The 15273-nt window shown below is 74.7% G+C and carries 12 protein-coding genes; 5 read left to right on the forward strand and 7 right to left on the reverse strand.

Going from position 1 to position 15273, the window contains the following annotated elements; genetic code table 11:
- The first annotated feature begins 23 nt into the window (after positions 1–23).
- Positions 24–656, forward strand: a complete 633-nt coding sequence (locus ACFP3R_RS17190) for an alpha-ketoglutarate-dependent dioxygenase AlkB (protein WP_380637221.1) — start codon at positions 24–26, stop codon at positions 654–656.
- Between the two features lie 144 nt (positions 657–800).
- Positions 801–1481, forward strand: coding sequence for a phosphatase PAP2 family protein (locus ACFP3R_RS17195; RefSeq protein ID WP_380637222.1), 681 nt, complete (start codon positions 801–803; stop codon positions 1479–1481).
- 514 nt (positions 1482–1995) lie between these two features.
- Here the strand turns inward: ACFP3R_RS17195 and ACFP3R_RS17200 are convergent.
- Complete coding sequence (locus ACFP3R_RS17200) at positions 1996–2316, reverse strand: hypothetical protein (RefSeq protein ID WP_380637223.1); 321 nt, start codon at positions 2314–2316, stop codon at positions 1996–1998.
- Between the two features lie 223 nt (positions 2317–2539).
- Positions 2540–3589 (reverse strand): RNase H family protein, encoded by a 1050-nt coding sequence (locus tag ACFP3R_RS17205; RefSeq protein WP_380637224.1) that lies wholly within the window; start codon positions 3587–3589, stop codon positions 2540–2542.
- 177 nt (positions 3590–3766) lie between these two features.
- On the opposite strand from ACFP3R_RS17205, the gene ACFP3R_RS17210 reads away from it, so the two are divergent.
- Both ACFP3R_RS17210 and ACFP3R_RS17215 read left to right on the forward strand, forming a co-directional pair.
- Positions 3767–5278, forward strand: a complete 1512-nt coding sequence (locus ACFP3R_RS17210; protein ID WP_380637225.1) for a sensor histidine kinase — start codon at positions 3767–3769, stop codon at positions 5276–5278.
- A complete protein-coding gene (locus ACFP3R_RS17215; RefSeq protein ID WP_380637226.1) occupies positions 5275–5958 on the forward strand; it encodes a response regulator in 684 nt (227 codons plus the stop codon). Before ACFP3R_RS17210 ends, ACFP3R_RS17215 begins: the two co-directional genes overlap by 4 nt.
- Before the next feature lie 158 nt (positions 5959–6116).
- Here ACFP3R_RS17215 and ACFP3R_RS17220 read toward each other — a convergent pair whose 3' ends face one another.
- On the reverse strand, positions 6117–6560 hold the full coding sequence (locus tag ACFP3R_RS17220; protein ID WP_380637227.1) for a winged helix-turn-helix transcriptional regulator: 444 nt from the start codon (positions 6558–6560) through the stop codon (positions 6117–6119).
- 189 nt (positions 6561–6749) lie between these two features.
- Here ACFP3R_RS17220 and ACFP3R_RS17225 point away from each other — a divergent pair, with 189 nt between their 5' ends.
- Complete coding sequence (locus ACFP3R_RS17225) at positions 6750–8522, forward strand: protein kinase domain-containing protein (protein ID WP_380637228.1); 1773 nt, start codon at positions 6750–6752, stop codon at positions 8520–8522.
- A 67-nt stretch (positions 8523–8589) separates the two neighbouring features.
- Here ACFP3R_RS17225 and ACFP3R_RS17230 read toward each other — a convergent pair whose 3' ends face one another.
- From ACFP3R_RS17230 to ACFP3R_RS17245, 4 genes are read right to left on the reverse strand one after another with little or no spacing between them, the layout of a single operon-like run.
- Complete coding sequence (locus tag ACFP3R_RS17230) at positions 8590–10827, reverse strand: transglutaminaseTgpA domain-containing protein (RefSeq protein ID WP_380637229.1); 2238 nt, start codon at positions 10825–10827, stop codon at positions 8590–8592.
- Positions 10824–11969 carry a DUF58 domain-containing protein gene (locus ACFP3R_RS17235; RefSeq protein ID WP_380637275.1) on the reverse strand — a complete coding sequence of 382 codons (1146 nt, stop codon included), beginning with the start codon at positions 11967–11969 and terminating at the stop codon, positions 10824–10826. Before ACFP3R_RS17235 ends, ACFP3R_RS17230 begins: the two co-directional genes overlap by 4 nt.
- Positions 11969–12955 (reverse strand): AAA family ATPase, encoded by a 987-nt coding sequence (locus tag ACFP3R_RS17240; RefSeq protein ID WP_380637230.1) that lies wholly within the window; start codon positions 12953–12955, stop codon positions 11969–11971. Before ACFP3R_RS17240 ends, ACFP3R_RS17235 begins: the two co-directional genes overlap by 1 nt.
- Positions 12952–15135, reverse strand: coding sequence for an NHL repeat-containing protein (locus ACFP3R_RS17245; RefSeq protein WP_380637231.1), 2184 nt, complete (start codon positions 15133–15135; stop codon positions 12952–12954). The genes ACFP3R_RS17240 and ACFP3R_RS17245 overlap by 4 nt, the downstream gene beginning before the upstream one ends.
- Between the last annotated feature and the right edge of the window lie 138 nt (positions 15136–15273).

The following is a 15273-nucleotide window of genomic DNA, read 5'->3' on the forward strand; positions in this document are numbered from 1 at the left end:
GACCCCCGCGCTATGCTGCGGACATGCAGGTGTCGCTGTTCGACGACGGTGCCGTGCCCGCCCTGCGCCCCCTCACCGCCCTCCGGCGGACCCCCCTCGGTGACGACGCGTGGATCGACGTGCTCCCGGGTTGGCTCACCGGCGCGGACGCGCTCTTCCAGCACCTGGCCGACGAGGTCCCGTGGCGCGCCGAGCGCCGGCGGATGTACGAACGCGTGGTGGACGTTCCCCGCCTGCTCTGCTTCTACGACGAACAGGCCCCCCTGCCCCACCCGGTGCTGACCGGGGCGCGCACCGCGCTCGACGACCGGTACCGCGAGGAACTCGGCGAGCCGTTCCGCACCGCCGGCCTCTGCTACTACCGCGACGGCCGGGACAGCGTGGCCTGGCACGGCGACACGATCGGGCGAGGCGCCACGCAGGACACGGTGGTGGCCATCCTGTCCGTGGGCGCTCCCCGCGTCCTGGCCCTGCGCCCGCGCGGTGGCGGTGGCGGTGGCGGTGGCGGCGCGACCGTGAAGCACGCGCTGGGCCACGGCGACCTGATCGTCATGGGCGGCTCCTGCCAGCGGACGTGGGAACACGCGGTGCCCAAGGCGAGCCGATCGGTAGGCCCGCGCATCAGCGTCCAGTTCCGCCCACGCGACGTGCGCTGACCCGCGCGGTCCACAGTGGACCGCACTCCCCCGTTCACCCCGCTCGTTCTTCCACAGGGGCAGAACACCCTACATCCTTCGACAAGGTCAACTCATGACCTCGGCCAGCAGACCACCACCCCACCCCGCCGTAGGGTCAGAGCCATGACAACACCCCCCATGGCCCAACCCAACCCGGACACCTCAACACCGGACGTCCCCGACGTGAGCGCCGAGTGGTACCTGGAGGTGACCACGTGGGCCGCGTCGAGCCCGGGTTGGGCGCAGTGGCTGATCGCCTTCCTGACCGAGGCCCTGGTGGTCGTCTTCCTGGCCCTGTTCCTGGTCGTGTGGTGGCGAGCGCGCCACCGACCACCAGCCACGTACCGCCGGGCCTTACTGGCGCCCGTCGTGACAGGCATCGCCTACGTGTCGAGCGAGGCGGTGAAGGTGCTCTGGCAGCAGGACCGCCCGTGCCGGGCACTGGGCGAGGTGAGCACCATCCTCACCTGCCCGGAGGTCGGCGACTGGTCGTTCCCCAGCAACCACTCCACGATCGTGGGTGCCGCAGCAGTAGCCGTCCTGTGGTCGAGCAGGGCCCTGGGCACCCTGGCCGTGGCGACCGCCCTGGTCGCCGCCACCACCAGGGTGCTGGTGGGAGTGCACTACCCGCACGACGTGGTGGCGGGCCTGCTGTTCGGCGCCGCAGTGGCCACCACCCTGCCCCTCCTGTCCCGCCTACCGCTACCGGTCCCGGGCAACCGCCCCGAACCGCCCCCCTCGCCCCCGACGACCAACTACCCGCCCGAGTCCTCTGTGGAGCAAACGGTCCGCCTGTACCGTTGACCGCCCACCAAGCCACCCGGCACCCAACGCTGTCCACCCCGAACGCACCCACCCACCCGACCGGGCAGTCCGGCCTCCAGCCGGCGCCGCACCTGGACTGGCGGGGGCCACCGCCCACCTTCACACCGCCGCCTAGCCAGCGGGGCCGTTCACCCATCTTCGCGCCGCCACCTGCCCACCAGGGCATGTCCCTAGTTTGTCTTTTACCTGTTCGGCGGAGTTGGCGCCCTTCTTGTAGTGGGTTGGTCGGGACTACGCCTGGCCGGTGGCCAGGCGTAGTCCGACGTCGAACCGTTGCGCTGCAACGCGGTTCTTCAATCCGGGTGGTCGTCCTGGGCCGGGTCGGGTGGGTTCGGTGCCGACGCTGGACGGGCGAGCTTCGTGTGGAGGTTGCGGAACTCGCGGCGGACGCGGGCCGGGGTGAGTCTGTCGGGTTCGGCGGGTCGTTCCCAGGGGTGGCGCAGGTCGGCGACCAGTGGGCGGGCCAGTCGGAGTTGGGCGTGGACGGCGAGGATCAGCAGGTCCAGTGGCCGGCGGCGATCAGCCGTTCGCCAGCCCGCGCGGTTGCGCGACGGTCACCGCGGCGACGTCCGCGCCGAGTGGCAGTCGGACCCCCGGCCGGCAGCGCCGTCCACGACGTGCCACCGGTTTCCAGCGCGGTCACGAACGAGTACGGCCACCCCGGGATCATGCGGTGCTCGTTGCGGCCGCGGACGGCGTCGGCCAGCTCGAACAACCCGTCCGCCCGACGGGTCAGGCAACGGTGGAACTCCCGCCGGAACCCGGACAGCTCCCCGAGCGCCAGCTTGGGGTCGAGGTGGTGCGCATTGACCACGCAGCCCTTTGGTCGGTCGTCCTTGCTGTCGCAAGAGTGGTGATCAACCAAGGGTTGCTTCCAAGATCAACCGGGGTGCGCGTCTCCGACCTGGACCTCAAAGGCGTGCTTGCAGGACACCACCTACCCGGTCCTGCTCGGGTTCGTCGCCGTTGTCTTCGCCGTCGCGGTCGTCATGGTGAGGCGAGCGGGCAGTGCCGCGTCGCGTCGCGCGAGTGCACCGTCACGGGTCGCCGTTGAAGACGTTCACCAGGTGCCACTGTTTACCCACGCGGGCCGCGGTGAGCAGGATCTGCCACCCGGTGTCCGCCAGGGCGGCGATGTCGGCGGACACGGTGATCGGGCCGACCTCCAACTCACCCCAGTCGTCGAAGGTGACCGTGTCCTCCGTGACCTTGCGGATGTGCAGGTACTCGTCCTGCACCCACTGCTCGACGGACAACGAGTCGACGTCGGCGCCCTCCTGCTCCAGGTACGCCCGCAGCGCCTGCACGAACTTCCTGACGGCGATTCGCTCGTCGACCATCTCGTCGATCTCCTCGGTCGAGCGGAGGTCGGTCGTCGGGTCGACGTGGCCGTTCTCGGTGAGCCACGCCCTGAGCTTGTTCACCACCTGACCGGCTTCCTTCAACTGCGTGGGTGATGCGAACTGCTTGTGCGGCAGAGTGTGCACGATGAAATCGGCCAGGTGGTCGTCGATCTCCGCGACCGGGATGTGCTCGATGCTGTCGTCGGCGTACCAGTCGATGCTGAACCGCAACGTGGACAGCGTGTTCTCGATCTTGCGCAGGGTGCGCGCCGAGACGACCTCTCGCTGGTCCTCCACGAACATCCGGAGCGCCGCGTCGATCGACAGATCTCCGGTGGGCACCCGGTCCAGGGCCTGTTCCGCCGCCTCCTCCGCCAAGGCGAAGGCGCGCTCGTCCTGATCGTCCTCGGCGTGCTCCCGGAACCACGCCCACTCCACGCGGTGCCGGTCGAGCGCGGCCGTCAGGCGCGGCCACAGGTCGTCGTCCGAGCGGTCGGGTCGCGTGCGCACGTACTCGCTGTCCGTGCAGACCACCACCGGCACCGGACGCGTCAGGCACTCCAGCGCCTGCACAACCGCCATGAGTTCGACGCGCTCAGCGGTGATCCCCCGTTCATGCCCGCTGATCTCACGTCGGTGTTCACCATGGGACAACACCGCACCCCAACCACCGCGGTCGGGATGCGACCGGTGAACGCCCACGACGTGGATGACCGTCTGCTTGCCGCTTAAGCCAGACTCCATGCCGGAAAGCATAGGTGCCGCCGGCTGTGGGCGGATCATCGAACACCCGGGGGACCTGCTCGCACCGGATCACACGACCCCAGCCACACCCCCTCGCCCCTCCTGCTCGGAGAACGGAGTCATCCGCGACAACGCGCCCACCACCCCCACCACCGAAAGGCGAGAACGATCGACCAGATGTTGAAGGTGCGCGCCCTGCTCCTGTGGGCGCTCACGGCCATCCCCCTGCTGTGGGCGGCGGCCACGTCGAGTCCCGAGCGCGTCGACTGGTGGCAGGCGGGCGGTTACCTCGCGGTCTTCACCGGTCTGCTCGTGCTGGTCCGCCACCGGCCCGTCACGGCGCTCGCGCTGGCCCTCGCCGCCTGGCAGGTGAGCTTCTTCGTCCACGTCGAGCAGGACACCACGATCGCCATCTTCGCGACGGCGGGCGGGCTGGCCGCGCTCGGCTTCCTCTCCGGCCGCAACGCCGAGGAGGAGCGGTGGGGCGCGGTGGCCTTGGTGGTCGCGGCGGTCGTCGTGGTGCTGGTGGCGGTGGTGCTGGGCGTCGGCGCGGACACGATCGTGGCCGGGGTGGCGGCGCTCGGGATGCTGGCCGTCGTGCCGTGGTCGTTCGGACGGTACCGGCGCGGGTTCACCGAGCTGATCGGCGCGGCGTGGGAGCGGGCGGCGGTGCTGGAGCGGGACGCGGCGCAGGCGCGGGCCCAGGAGCGGGCGCGGCTGGCGGCGGAGATGCACGACCTGGTGGGGCACGAACTGGCGCACGCGGCCCTGCGGGTGGGTGTGCTGGAGGTCGACCAGACCCTGACGCCGGCGCACCGGGAGGCGGTGCGCGAGGCACGGGCCGCGGTGACGACGGCGGCCGAGTGGTTGGCGGACGTGGTGCGGCTGCTGCGGTCCGAGCGGGAGTCGGTGGAGGAGGTGGTGGAACGGGCCCGGTCGTCCGGGATGCGGGTGGAGTTGGAGGTGCGGGGCGCGGCGACGCAGGACCAGGTCATCACGCGGACCATCCACCGGGTGGTCACCGAGGCGGTCACCAACGCGATGAAGCACGCCGCGGGCGCGGCGGTGGCGGTCCTGCTCGACCACCGCGGCGGCGGCACCGAGGTGCGGGTGTCCAACGGGCCGGGCAGGCCGGGCGCGCCCCGGACCACGGGCGGCGGGCGCGGGCTGCTGGGGTTGAACGAGCGGGTCGCGCTGGTCGGCGGGGAACTGACCGTGCGGTGGCCCGAGGACGGCGGGTTCGAGCTGATCGCGCGGGTGCCGGACCGACCGGCCTCGGCACGACCGACGGAGGCGATGACGCAGATCCTGCGGCTGCGGGCGCAGGTGCGGGCCCGGCTGAACACGAGGCGCGCCGTGCGGGTCGCGCTCGGGGTGACGGCGGCGGCCGCGCTCGGCGTGGCCGGGTACCAGGTGTACGACGCGGCGGGTTCGACGCTGTCCCCCGACCGGTTCACCCGGCTGCGGGTCGGGCAGTCGGAGGCGGAGGCCGGCGCGCTGCTGCCGGGTCGGACGCGGGCCGAGACGTCGGGGGCGCGTCGGCGGGGGCGGTGTGCCGCCTCTACAGCACGCACCCGAACCCGTTCGACGAGCAACGCCACGACCGGTACCGGGCATGCTTCCGCGACGGCGCGCTGGTGGCCAAGGACCTGCTCGTGCACGGCCCGTGAGGGGGGATGCGGAACATGATCAGGGTGGTGCTCGCCGACGACGAGGCGATCGTGCGCGTCGGGGTCCGGGCGGTGCTCGCCTCGGCCGACGACGTGGAGGTGGTGGCCGAGGCGGACGACGGTCGGTCGGCGGTGGACCTCGTGCTGAGGCACCGGCCGGACGTCGCGATCCTCGACATCCGGATGCCCCGGCTGACCGGGCTCGACGCGGCGGCGGAGATCCGGCGGGTCGCCGGGGGCACGGCAACGTTGATCCTCACCACGTTCGCCGAGGATTCCTACATCTCCCGCGCGCTCGGGGAGGGCGCGAGCGGCTTCGTGCTGAAGACCGGTGACCCGCACGAGCTGATCGCGGGCGTGCGGGCGGTGGCCGCCGGCGGGGCGTACCTGTCCCCGCTGGTCGCCAGGCGGGTGGTGGACCACCTCTCGGGCGTCGGTCCCCGGTTGCGGGCGACGGATCGGGTGGCGGTGCTGACCGAGCGGGAGCGGGAGGTGCTGGGCCTGGTCGGGGCGGGGCTGTCCAACAGCGGGATCGCCGCCCGCATCCACGTGGTGGAGGGGACCGTGAAGGTCTACGTCAGCTCGATCCTCAAGCGGCTCGACCTGCGCAACCGCGTGCAGGCGGCGATCGTCGCCCACGAGGCGGGCCTCATCCCGGCCGACGAGCGGGGAGGTCACGACGAGCGGGGAGGTCACTGAGGGAACAGCAGGGGGCGGCCATCGGCCGGCAAGCGGACTCCGGACCCGGCGGGCGGTCATCGGCCGGCGGGGTCATCAGCCGGCGAGCGGACCCCCGGCCCGGCGAGCGGGCTCCGGCCCCAACAGGCGGACCCGGTCTGTCCCGGCCCGGCCGGCGGTCACTGAACCTGGCGGACCGTCACCTCGGCGCGGTCGACGTCCCGGCCGCAGCACGCGCACACCAACCGGGTGCTGACGCGGCCACCGCAGTCGTTGTGCTCGGCCACGCTCGGCGGTCCCGCCTCGCCCGCCAGGTGGTGGTCGCCCCACTCCATCAACGTCATCAGCACCGGGGCGAGTCGTCGCCCCTTGGCTGTCAGCCGGTACTCGTGGCGCGGTGGCCGGTCCTGGTACAGCACGCGCTCCAGCACCCCGTGGTCGACCAGGCCGTTGAGGCGGTCGCTGAGCACGTTGCGCGCGATCGGCAGGCGGTTCAGGAAACCGTCGAAGCGGGTCACCCCGTAGAAGGCGTCGCGCACGATCAGCAACGTCCACCGCTCGCCGACCACCTCTAGCGTGCGGGCGATCGAGCAGACCTGGCCGTCGTACGTGCGTCGGAGCATCTGCGCATGATAACCACGAGTTTCGCGAAGAAACCAACTCATCCGATGATCCGATCACGGGTGGTGACGGTCTCGGGAGGCCCCTGCGCGGACCGTGATGACCAGTTTCCCGTACCGCCGTTGTGGTCAGTCGCCGGACGCCGTTCGGAGGCGTCCGGCCGCGGTGTGCCCGGCCGATACCATCGCGTCGTGGACCAGGCCGACGACCTGCTGGCGTGGGCGCCGCCGCCCTCCCGGGACGCGGCCCCGGCCATCTCCCTGCCCGGTTACAGCGACTTCCGGCTGGTCGCCCACGGCGGCGAGGGCACCGTCTACCGGGCCCGGCAGGACGGGTTGGGGCGGGACGTCGCGGTGAAGGTGCTCGACGTGGCCGACCCGGCGACGGTCAGCCGGTTCCGGCGTGAGCTGGAGATCACCGTCCGACTGGGTCGTCAGCACCCGCACATCGTCACCGTGCTCGACACCGGCGTGATCGCCGGGCAGCCGTGCATCGTGATGGAGTACCACGACCTCGGGTCGCTGCACGACCGGCTCCAGCAGCACGGGCCGCTCCCGGTGCGCGAGGTCGTCGCGGCCGGGATCGCGGTCGCGGACGCGCTGGCGTTCGCGCACGGGCAGGGCATCCTGCACCGGGACGTGAAGCCGCAGAACATCCTGGTGCTGCCCACGTCGTACGTGCTGGCGGACTTCGGCATCGCGCGCGGCGCGGACGCGGCGCACACGGCGTCGCTCCAGCTGGTCAGCTACCGGCACGCCGCACCCCAGATGGTGGACGGCCGCCCACCCGCCGCGTCGGACGACCTGTGGTCGCTCGGCTCGACGCTGTTCACCCTGCTCGACGGCCAACCGCCGTTCACCTCGGACAACCCGGGCGAGGACACGATGCTCGCCTACCTCGGCCGGGTGCGGGAGACCCCGCCGCGCTCGCTGCTGCGGCGGGACGTGCCGGTCGAACTGATCTCGATCATCCTGCGGTGCCTGCGCAAGTCGCGCGAGGAGCGGTTCCCCGACGCGGCGTCGCTGCGCGCGGCGCTGGCGGCGCTGCCCACCTGGACCCCGCAGTCCGAAGTGGACCCCGACCACACGACCGTCCTGCGGCGAGAGGTCGAGGAGCACTACCCGGAGGGCCCGACCGCGATCCCCGACTTCGGCCCGAAATCGACGGCGGAGGCCGGGGACGGGAACGGGGATGGGGACCGGTCTGAGGGTGGGACCGGGGACGGGGGCAGGGGTGGAGCTGAGGCCGGACCCGGTTCTGGTCCGGGAACGGCATCAAGCGGCACCCACGCGGAACCGGTCAGGACGTGGACCGAAGAGCTGGCCGACCTGACGGTCCGCCATGACCCCACGGTCCACCCGAGCACGCCGAAACCTGCCGTGCCGAAGCCAACCGCGCCCGTGCCGCAGGCGGGGCCGGTCATGCCCTTCACACCCATGCCACCGCTGGTGGGGCCGGCCGAACCGCCCGGTGCGCGCCGACGGTCGCGCAAGGTGTGGGTCGCGGCCGGCGTGGGTGCGCTCCTGGCCGGTGTCGCGGTCGGGGTGGCGCTGAGCCTGCCCGACCGGACCGGCGACGTCGCGGCGACCGGCTCGTCGCCGCCCACCTCCCCACCGTCCTCTTCGGCCTCACCGGCTTCGACCGCCACCGCCTCGGCCGGGGTGCCGGTGGGCGGTGACCCCGGGTTCACCCCGGTCCTCAAGCGGTTGGAGGACGGCGGGGACAGCATCGGGCTGTTCTGGACGGACCCGAGCGACGGCAACGCGCAGTTCGTCGTGGTCGACGTGACGGGCGCGGAGGCCAGGTCGCTGGTGACGGTCGTCGCCGGTGAGACGTCGCACGTGCTGGAGGGCCTGGACCCGGCCGCACCGCAGTACTGCTTCCAGGTGCTCGCGATCGGTCTCGACGACCCGACCACGCAGCGCGGTGTCTCGGCCAAGACCTGCGCCGTCCGCAACGGCTGACGCCGGACCCCGACCGTCCGGCACGCGGCACAACGGCGGGAGCGTGCGAACCCGACGGCGGCAGCGGCTAGCGACGCCACAGAGGTCGCGGGTCCACGGCCCAGAACACCCTGCGGTACCAACGAACCCGACCACGCAGCCCGCGCCGGACCTCCCGCGCCAACCGCCACGCCCGCACAGCCGCCTCCGCCGAACCACCACCCGCACGGGCACCCGCCGGGCCCACCGCCTTCCCGGACTCCCCCACCCCCTCCGGCGCGAAAGCAGCCCAATCGGCCAACCGCGCCAGCTCCACCGCCGCCGAACCCAGCCCAGCCGAACCCAGCCCAGCCGAACCCAGCCCAGCCGAACCCAGCCCAGCCGAACCCAGCCCAGCCGAACCCGACCCAGCAGAACCCGACTCCCCCGCAACCCCTCCGTCACCATCCCGAGCGACATCCCGCGCGATGTCCCGGGCAACACCCGGCGCGGTCCGGTGCGGCGGCGGCGTCCGCCCGACCAACAGCAACGCGTCCAACACGTAAGCCCAAGCCCCGACCACCCCGGCCCGCCGCAACCGCCACCGCCGCACCAAACGCGCCAGCACCAGCCCGGACACCAGCACCAACGGCACAGCCGCGAGCACCGCGTACCCGACCCACCGCCGCGACGGCACCAACCCGGACGCGGCCCGCCCCTCCACCGCCCCCGACGGCGTCACCAGCGGCGGGGCGGAGAGCGGGGTGCTGGTCGGGCTCGCCGTGATCGAGGCGAGCCGGTCGAGGACCTCGCGCTTCTGCGCCGCGCTCGACCCTCCCGACGACACCCCGGAGACCGGGTCGAACGGCACCCAGCCCCACCCCGTGAAGTACACCTCGGGCCAGGCGGTGGCGTCCCCGCCCAGCACGGCCCGCTCCTCTCCCGCCCCGGGCTGGAACCCGACCACCACGCGCGTCGGCAGCCCGACCGCCCGCCCCAGCACCGCGAACGCCGACGCGAACTGCTCCGCCGTGCCCGCGCCCGCCCCCGGCTCACCGGGCGCGCCGAACAGGAACCGCTCCAGGCGCGCGTACGACGACCCGACCGGCGCCTGCGCGTCGGGCGCGCGCCCCTGCTTGACGACCTGCTCGATCGCCACCGCCCGCTCGTACGGCGTGCGCGCGTTCCTCACCACCTGCCGCGCGTACTCGGCCAGCGAGTACGGCAACCCGGGCAGCGCCAGGTAGCGCCGCGCCCGCCCGTCGTCCGGCACGCCCGCGTCGAGCAGGTCGTCGTCGTCCGGCACGTCGAGCACGCCGCGCACCCGGTAGGTCAGGCCGGGCCGCAGCTCGGCGGGCAGCACCAGCGAGCCGGAGTCCGGGTCGACCACCGCGCCGTCCAGGGTGACCGACGTCGGCCGGCCCGCGGTCGGCAGCCAACTGCCGCGCAGCTCGCCGATGGTCACCTGGACCTCCTCCTCGACCACGCGCGCGCCCGGCGGTAGGTCGGGCGCGGCCACCGCGCCGAGGGGGCCGTACAGCGAGGCCGCCTGCCAGGTCGCGCCCGAGTAGTCGGACAGCACCACCAGCCGCACGGCGCGTTCGGGCCCGCGCACCCGGAACAGCTCGGTGTCGCCCAGGCCGGCCCACGACGCCAGCTGCGGCAGCGGGTTGGCCACCCCGAGGGGGCTCACCGGCGGCTCCACCAGCTCTCTCGGCTCGAACGCGTCGTCCGGTGGCAGCGCGAGGGCCAGCACGGCCACCGCGGCCACGGGCACGGCGGGCAGCCCGAGCAGCACCCGGCCGCCGGTCTCCAGGCGGTCGACCACCAGCCAGCCCAGCGCGGTCAACGCCACCAGCGCGACCGCGACCAGGCCGGCCCGGTCCGCCCGACCGGCGGTCAGCAGCGCCGCGCAGGTGTAGAGCAGGGCCGCGCCGACGACCGGCGCGAGCAGCGACCGGCCGCCGCGCAGCAGGGCGAGCACCACGAGCAGGGACACCGCGAACACCAGCAGCGCGCCGGGCGCCAGCAGTTCGGGGGTGGCGGGCGCCGGTCGGGCGGCGGTGAGCAGGCGCGGCACCAGGTCCAGCAGCACCGGCAGCGGGTCGGCCGGGTCGGCGGCCGGGTCCCGCGCCACCTGGTGCGCGACGACGACACCCGTCATGAGCAGCGCGAACACCACCAGGCCGGTCGGTGCGCGACGCCACCGCAGCAGCGGCAGGCACAGGAACGCCGCCACCGCGGCGCCCGCGAACACCAGCGACGGCGCGAGGCCCTGCCAGCCGGCCCCCAGGTGCAGCGCGGCCACGACGAGCAGCAGCGCCGACCACCCCCACCGCGCGGTCACCGCGACACCACCGCGTTCCACGCGTCCAGCAGGCCCTCGGCCGCGGGGGCGCGCAGGACCGGCACCGAGCCGATCGCGGACACCGCCCGCCCGGCACCGGGGTCGACCACGAGCACCACGCCGACCGACGCGCGACCGGCCTCCAGCGCCGACGCCGACAGGTCCGACGACGCCCCGCACACCACCGCGACCACGTCCAGGTCGCGGACCGGCACCGAGCGCGCCGCCGGCTCATCGGCCACGGCCGTCAGGTCCGCGAGGGCGGCGAGCACCACCGCGGCGTCGGCGTCCACCGCGCCCGCGGGCAGCTCGACGTCCACCGCGCCGGAGGACGTCAGCAGCCGCACCGGGTGCCCCTCGGCGACCGCCACCGCCACCAGCGACGCGGCCACCTCCACCGCGTCCTCCAGGTGCGCGGGGTCGGGGTAGCCGGCGGCGTGGTCGTCGAGCAGGACCGCGAGGTGCGGGCGCGCCGGGTCGGCGTCCTCGCGGATCATCAGCGTGCCGGTGCGCGCGGAGGTCGCCCAGTGAAGGCGGCGCAGGTCGTCGCCCGGCACGTACTCGCGCAGGCCCACCAGGTCGGTGCCGCCGCGCTCCACCCGCTCGTCCGCGCCGACGTGCCCGCGCCGCACCCCGCCGGGCAGGCCGCGCACCGGCAGCACGCGCGGCACCACGCGCACCTCGACCACGTCGCCGACGACCGCGCGGGCGCGGGCCAGGCCGGCCAGGCCGCGGCGGCCGAGCGTGAGCGGTCCGACCCGCAGCAGGCCGCGGGTGTGCGTGGGGATCGGGTACTCGACCCGGACCCGCTCGCCGGGCGCGAGCAGCGGGACGTCGACCACCACGGGCTCCCCCGCCACCTCGTCGGTGGCGTCGAACAGCACCGGGAACCGCCGGCTGGTGCCGGTCAGCTCCAGCACGCCGCGGCAGGGGCCCAGGCGCTGCACGGTGCGCGGGCGCACGGTCCGCGACGGCGCGACCCGGGCCCGCGACAGCACCGACACCACGCCCGCGACCACGAGCAGCACCAGCGCGGCGCCCAGGCCGGCCACGCCCGGGTAGCGCCACCACAGCCCGAGGGCGAGCAGCGGCACGCCGAGCAGCGCCGTGCCCAGCCCCCGTGCGGTCAGCCGCACGGGCATCACCGCGTGGCCGGTCTCGGCACCGCCACGCCCGCCAGGACGTCGGCCAGGACCTCCTCGGCGGTGGTGCCCGCCAGCTGCGCCTCGCGGGTGAGCACCAGCCGGTGCGCGAGGACGGGCACGGCCAGGGCCTGCACGTCCCCCGGCACCGCGAAGTGCCTGCCCTGCGCGGCGGCGTAGACCTGCACGCACCGCACCAGCGACCGCAGGCCGCGCGTGCTCGCGCCCAGCCGCAACCGGTCGTCCCGGCGGGAGGCGGCCCCGAGGTCGCCGATGTAGTGCAGCAGCGGGTCGGCGACGTGCAGGCCGGCCAGCCGGCGGCCGTGCTCGGCGACCACGTGCGGGTTGGTCACCGTCGGCACCGCGCCGACCTGGCCCGCGCCGCTGCCGGGCCGCAGCACGTCGATCTCGTGCTCCCGGTCCGGGTAGCCGATGGAGGTGCGCAGCATGAACCGGTCGAGCTGGGCCTCGGGCAGCCGGTAGGTGCCGTCGAGGTCGATCGGGTTCTGCGTGGCGACCACGAGGAACGGCGCGGGCACCGCGTGCGCCACGCCGTCGACGGTGACGGTCCGCTCCTCCATGACCTCCAGCAGCGCCGACTGGGTCTTGGCGGCGGCGCGGTTGATCTCGTCGGCGAGCACGACGTTGGCGAACACCGGGCCGGGCCGGAACTTCACCTCGCCGGTCCGCGGGTCGTACACCGAGGTGCCGGTGACGTCGGAGGGCAGCAGGTCGGGGGTGAACTGCACCCGCCGCGACAGGCCGCCCAGCGCGCCCGCGACCGCGCGGGCCAGGGTCGTCTTGCCCGTGCCGGGCACGTCCTCCAGCAGCACGTGCCCGCCCGCGAACAGGGAGACCAGCACGAGGTCCACCACCTCGCGCTTGCCGCGCACCGCCGTCCCGACCGCGTCGCCGAGGCGCGCGTGCAGATCCTGGAACGCCGCGACCTCGTCCTCGCCGATCGCCGGCGCCGTCGTGCTCGTCACTCGTCGTCCTCCGTCTTCTGGCGCCGCAGCCGCAGCAGCCAGGCGGTGGCCAGCAGGCCGAGGCCGCCGCCGACCAGCCGGTCGTCCTCCGACGCCGGCAGGCCGCGCGGCACGCAGCCGCCGCGGTTGCCGCAGCCCGGGTCCCGCTCGGCGAGGTTCACCAGGCGCGCGGCCGAGTCGACGAAGGCCGAGCCGTCGACCGCGTGGGCGCGCACGACGACGTTGTTCGCCCCGAACTCGACCGTGATCGGGGCGGAGCCGCCGGCGCACGGGATCGCGGCGGTGTACCCGTAGTCGGTGTTGACGACCTCGCACCGGCCCGCGTGTCCCGCCCAGTCCGCCGGCGGTCCGGTGGTCACGGTGCGCCGGATCGCGTAGATGCCGCCGGTGACGCTCGTGATGACCGAGGCGCCCGCGGTCGGCAGCGGGGGCGGTGGCGGCGGGGTCGTCGTGGTGGGCGCAGGCGGCTGCGGAGCCGGGGGTTGGGGAGCGGGCGGCTGGGGAGCCGGGGGTTGCGGCGCCGGTGGCGTGGTGGTCGTGGGGGCCGGCGGCTGGGCGGGCGCCGGGCGGACCGCCCACGACGCGGTGGCCGGCTCGCCCGCGCCGGTCCCGTCGTACGCGGCCACGGCCACGTCGACCCGGCCGCCGGCGCAGAACGCCGTCCCGGCGCACGGCAGCGACAGCTCGGCCGAGGTGCCGGTGACCCGGGTGGCGCGGGTGCCGCCGGAGAACGCGCCGGTCGCGGTCACCGAGTAGCCGGACAGCGGTTCGCCGCCCTCGGTCGCGGGGTTCCAGGTCACCGCGAGGACCACGGCCGCGCCGTCGTTGCCGCGCTGGGTGACGGTCACGCCCGCGGGCCGCCCGGGGCCGGTGCCCCGCGGCGCCGGGCTCGGCGTCGTCGTGGGCGGGGCGGTCGTCGTGGACGGGTCCGGTGGCCGGGGTCCGCCACGCGGGTCGCCGCGGCCCGGCGGGTCGGGGCGGGGCGGGTCCGGTCGGGGCGGCGGCGGGCTGGGCACGCTCGGGATCGGCGTCCGGTCCGGGTCGGTCACCGGCAGGTCGGGGCTGCGGACGACCACGCCGCGGGTGCGGCCGTCGGCGTCCACGATGAGGCCCGAGTCCGAGCCTGGCGTGTTGATGAACAGCCGGCCGTCGTCGAAGACCAGGGCCGGGTCGCCGGAGCCGCCGGTGCGCACGTCCTCCGAGCCGCGCCCGCCGTCCCGGTCGAGCACGACGACCTTGCCCGCGCCGAGGCACGGCACGTAGACGCGCTCGCGGAACACCGCGGGTCGGCCGGGCCGGGGACAGGTGAACCGCCCCATGTCGACCCGCACCACCCGGTCGCCGCTGAGCAGGACGACCGCGCCCGCGTCCGGCACCGAGGCGGGCACCAGGCCGGCCGGGCTGGTCTGCGCGGCCAGCACCTCGCCGACCAGCGACGCGGTGCCGGTGGTCAGGTCGCGGCCGGTGCCGTCGCGCACCACCACGCCGCCCTCCAGGCCGAGCAGCGTCACGCCGCGCTCGTGCGGCACCAGGGCCGTGCGCGGGCCCGCGCCGGGCACCGGCCGGTCGGACCGCTCCGCGAACGCCAGGTCTTCGTCGGACCACAGCAGGGCCCGCAGGTTGCCGCCGTGGTCCACGGCCCAGAGGACGCCCTCGTCGTCGACCACCACGTCGGCCAGCGGCTGACCGGCGAACCAGGGCTTGCCGACGTCGGCCAGCGTCACCGGGTCGGTGCGGTGGACCGAGCCCGCCGCGCGGTCGACCACGACCACGCCGTCCGAGACGATGAGCACCTTGGCCGAGGGGCCGGGCGGCGCCTGGCGGCGGCCCGAGGCCAGCAGCGTGGCCAGGTCGATGACGGTGACCTGCCCGGTGCGGCGGTCGAGCACGATCAGCTCGTCGTCGGACTGGGCGATCTCCAGCCGGGCGTCCGCGCCGCTGACCTGGAGCCTCGCCTGAGGCTTCCCGGAACTGGGGTTGACCTGGACGACCTCGCCGCGCTCGTCGTCGTTGAGCCAGGTGAGGCCGTCGGAGACCGCGACGGCGGTGCGGGGGATGCCGTCGCCCAGAGCGGCGCCGACCAGCAGCAACAGGCCCAGCGCGGCGGCGCTGAAGCTCGCCGACTCGCGTCGGCAGGCGTCGAGCGCGCGGCGGGCGAGGGTTCCCGGCTTCGGTAGCACCCGGCGGATGCTAACGGCAGGGCGTGACGTTCCGGCCCCGGCGGGCGAGCCTGCTCCGGACGGCCCACGGGCACTGGACCGGATGCGTCCACATCGGGACGCTCCCACGCGGCTGCCAGCCGCCACCACCACCTACCG

It is taken from the genome of Saccharothrix lopnurensis (assembly GCF_042658445.1).
Taxonomy (GTDB): Bacteria; Actinomycetota; Actinomycetes; order Mycobacteriales; family Pseudonocardiaceae; genus Actinosynnema; species Actinosynnema lopnurensis.

What these genes read in the sequence shown, in the direction of transcription:
- ACFP3R_RS17190 (WP_380637221.1), top strand. Translation starts at nt 24, where the DNA reads ATGCAGGTGTCGCTGTTCGACGACGGTGCCGTGCCCGCCCTGCGCCCC.
- ACFP3R_RS17195 (WP_380637222.1), top strand. Translation starts at nt 801, where the DNA reads ATGACAACACCCCCCATGGCCCAACCCAACCCGGACACCTCAACACCG.
- ACFP3R_RS17205 (WP_380637224.1), bottom strand. Translation starts at nt 3,589, where the DNA reads ATGGAGTCTGGCTTAAGCGGCAAGCAGACGGTCATCCACGTCGTGGGC.
- ACFP3R_RS17210 (WP_380637225.1), top strand. Translation starts at nt 3,767, where the DNA reads ATGTTGAAGGTGCGCGCCCTGCTCCTGTGGGCGCTCACGGCCATCCCC.
- ACFP3R_RS17215 (WP_380637226.1), top strand. Translation starts at nt 5,275, where the DNA reads ATGATCAGGGTGGTGCTCGCCGACGACGAGGCGATCGTGCGCGTCGGG.
- ACFP3R_RS17220 (WP_380637227.1), bottom strand. Translation starts at nt 6,560, where the DNA reads ATGCTCCGACGCACGTACGACGGCCAGGTCTGCTCGATCGCCCGCACG.
- ACFP3R_RS17235 (WP_380637275.1), bottom strand. Translation starts at nt 11,969, where the DNA reads ATGCCCGTGCGGCTGACCGCACGGGGGCTGGGCACGGCGCTGCTCGGC.